We start from the raw sequence: 3,967 nt of genomic DNA on the forward strand, positions 1-3,967 counted from the left end.
AGTTAAAGTAGATTGCCTTAAAAAAATTCCCTAAATTTGAAATTCACTTTTCATGATTTTTAAAATTTACAACTATCGCATCTGCAACTATGTACTTAATATTCGATACCGAAACTACTGGATTACCTAAAAACTGGAATGCTCCTATCACCGATTCTGATAACTGGCCTCGTTGTATTCAGATTGCTTGGCAGTTGCACGATGAAATGGGAAATCTTGTTGAAAACCAAGATTATTTAGTACAACCTAATGGATTTAATATTCCCTATGATGCAGAACGTATCCACGGAATTTCGACCGAATTAGCCCAAGCCGATGGTATCTCGCTTGCAGAAGTTTTAGAGAAATTCAATATTGCATTAAGCAAATCCAAATTTATTGTGGGTCAAAATCTAGGTTTTGATGTCAATATTATGGGAGCTGAGTTTCATCGAATGGGAGTTGAAAGCCCGATGGCTACAATGCCCGTTTTAGACACTTGTACAGAAGTTACGGCATCCTTATTACAATTGCCCGGAGGTCGTGGTGGAAAATTCAAATTGCCTACGCTGACCGAATTACATAGTTATTTATTTAACGTTCCTTTCTCAGAAGCACACAACGCTACTGCCGATGTCGAGGCAACCACTCGTTGTTTTCTAGAGTTAATTCGTAGAGATATTTTCACGAAAGAAGAGCTTGATGTTCCTGCGGATTATTTTAAAAATTTCAAGGAAAAAAATCCAAGAGAAATCCAACTCATTGGATTAAAACACATCAACTTAAAAGCGGCATCGGACAAAATCCGAGAGCAACTGAGCAAGAGAGAAACACAAACAGTTTCTAAGCAAGACCTTTCAGAGAACAAAGCGATTCTTACCGATGTGCCTTTTGCACATTTGCACAATCATACCCAGTTTTCGGTTTTACAATCGACCATTGGCGTTAATGATATTGTTAAGGCTTCCGCCAAATTCAAAATGCCAGCCGTTGCTATGACGGATACGGCTAATATGATGGGGGCTTTTCACTTTGTGAGTGCGGTAATGAATCACACCAAAGCTGCAGCAGCCAAAAACAAGGAACTAATTGAAAATGGCGAAGAACCTACCGAAACCGAAATCAAACCGATTGTAGGGTGCGAATTCAACATTTGCGAAAACCACAAAGACAAGTCCAAAAAAGACAATGGCTACCAAGTGGTGCTATTGGCTAAAAATAAAAAAGGATATCATAATTTGGCCAAAATGGCTTCTATAGCCAATGTTGATGGTTTTTATTATGTACCTAGAATTGACAAAACTATTGTCGAAAAGTACAAGGAAGATGTCATGGTGCTTTCGGGAAATTTATATGGAGAAATCCCGAGTAAGATTCTAAACATTGGTGAAAACCAAGCCGAAGAAGCGTTGATTTGGTGGAAAGCGCAATTTGGTAACGATTTCTATTTGGAATTGATGCGTCACAATCAAGAAGATGAAAATCGAGTGAATCAAACTCTTTTGGCTTTCGCCAAAAAACATGACGTTAAAATAATTGCGACAAACAATACCTACTACGTTAATAAAGAAGACGCTAATGCTCATGATATTTTACTCTGTGTAAAAGACGGTGAAAAACAAGCAACGCCTATTGGTCGTGGTCGTGGCTATCGTTATGGTTTGCCTAATCAAGAGTATTATTATAAGTCGGGGGAAGAGATGAAGCAATTATTTGCTGATTTACCCGAAGCCATAATCAACATTCAAGAAGTCATTGACAAAGTCGAACCGTACTCATTATATCGAGACGTTTTGCTTCCTAAATATGATATTCCCGAGGAATTTGTTGTTATTGAAGATGAGGCCGATGGCGGTGTACGTGGAGAAAACAAATATTTACGTCATCTAACTATTGAAGGAGCCAAAAAACGCTATGGCGAAATTACAGCATCCATTCAAGAACGATTGGATTTTGAATTATTAACCATTTCAAATTCAGGATATCCTGGATATTTCTTGATTGTACAGGATTTCATTGCCAAGGCTAGAGAGATGGATGTTTCCGTTGGACCAGGAAGGGGTTCGGCAGCGGGATCTGCCGTGGCCTATTGTTTAGGTATTACCAATATTGATCCTATTAAGTACGACTTGCTTTTTGAGCGTTTCTTGAATCCGGATCGTGTGTCCATGCCCGATATTGATATCGATTTTGATGATGAAGGTCGTGGTCGTGTTATGGATTATGTAATCAATAAATACGGTGCTAATCAGGTGGCTCAAATTATTACTTACGGTAAAATGGCAACAAAATCTGCTATTCGTGATACCGCTCGTGTATTGGATTTACCTCTTTTTGAAGCCGATAGAATTGCCAAATTAATTCCGGCTATGATGCCTGGAAAATGGAATTTAGCCCGTTTCCTTTCTGAATCAGAAGACGAGGTTAAGAAAGCTTTAAAAGGAGCGGACGAATTTGAATTGGTCAAAGAATTAATCGCCATTGCTAATGAAGATAGTTTGGCTGGAGAAACCATTCAGCAAGCGAAAATCTTGGAAGGTTCGATGCGAAATACAGGAATCCATGCTTGTGGGGTGATTATCACACCTTCGGATATTACGAATTTTGTTCCCGTTACTACCGCTAAAGATTCAGATTTATATGTGACCCAGTTTGACAACTCCGTAGCCGAAAGTGCTGGATTGTTGAAGATGGATTTCTTGGGTTTAAAGACCCTAACGTTGATAAAAGACACGGTCAAATTAGTGAAATACCGTAACGGAATCACACTTGATCCCGATACCTTCCCTATTGACGATGTAAAGACATACGAATTATTCCAGCGTGGAGAAACCGTCGGAATTTTCCAATACGAGTCGCCCGGAATGCAAAAATACATGAAGGAATTAAAACCTACAGTATTTGGAGATTTGATTGCGATGAATGCCTTGTACCGACCAGGGCCTTTGGAATATATTCCGTCTTTCGTTCGACGAAAAAATGGCGAAGAGGAAATTAAATATGACTTAGATGCCTGCGAGGAATACCTTGGGGAAACCTACGGAATTACCGTTTACCAAGAGCAGGTGATGCTTTTGTCTCAGTCTTTGGCAGGATTTACCAAAGGTGAGGCCGACGTTTTGCGTAAAGCGATGGGTAAGAAACAAAAAGAAGTCCTTGATAAAATGAAGCCTAAATTCGTTGCACAAGCTTCAGAAAAAGGTCATGATGCGGTGGTTTTAGAGAAAATCTGGAAAGACTGGGAGGCCTTTGCGAGTTACGCCTTTAATAAGTCTCACTCCACTTGCTATGCTTGGATTGCCTATCAAACAGCCTACTTAAAAGCGCATTATCCGGCTGAATATATGGCAGCGGTACTTTCGAATAACATGAATGACATCAAACAGGTTTCGTTTTTTATGGAAGAATGTAAGCGAATGGGCTTGCAGGTTTTAGGTCCAGATGTAAACGAATCCTATTATAAATTTACCGTAAACGAAAACTATGCGGTACGTTTTGGAATGGGTGCTGTAAAAGGTGTTGGTTCTGGAGCGGTAGCTACGATTGTTGAAAACAGAAAAGATGGAAATTATAAGTCTATTTTTGATCTTGCCAAACGGATTGATTTGCGCGCTGCCAATAAAAAAGCATTTGAAAATTTGGCACTTGCTGGAGGTTTTGATTGTTTTAGTGATACCCACCGAGCTCAATATTTCCACACGGAAGGTGACAACATTACCTTTTATGAAAAAGCGATTCGTTATGGTGCCAAGTTCCAAGAAAACGAGAATTCCTCTCAAGTAAGTTTGTTTGGTGAAGCCAGTGATGTTCAAATTGCTGAGCCTGTTGTGCCGCCTTGCGAAGACTGGAGCACGATGGAAAAACTAGCTAAAGAAAAAGAAGTTGTGGGGATTTACATCTCAGGACATCCTTTGGACGATTATAAATTTGAGATGAAATATTTTTGTAATGCTAAACTAGAACACCTCAAGAAATTGGAATATTTTGT

At 39.3% G+C, this 3,967-nt stretch carries 1 protein-coding gene; it reads left to right on the forward strand.

Going from position 1 to position 3,967, the window contains the following annotated elements:
- Positions 1-89: 89 nt before the first annotated feature.
- Positions 90-3,967, forward strand: a 3,878-nt coding sequence (gene dnaE, locus WBQ70_RS00020) for a DNA polymerase III subunit alpha (protein WP_423908804.1), incomplete at its 3' end; no start/stop codon positions are given.

The sequence above is a fragment of the Flavobacterium sp. genome, from assembly GCF_049590715.1.
Taxonomy (GTDB): Bacteria; Bacteroidota; Bacteroidia; order Flavobacteriales; family Flavobacteriaceae; genus Flavobacterium.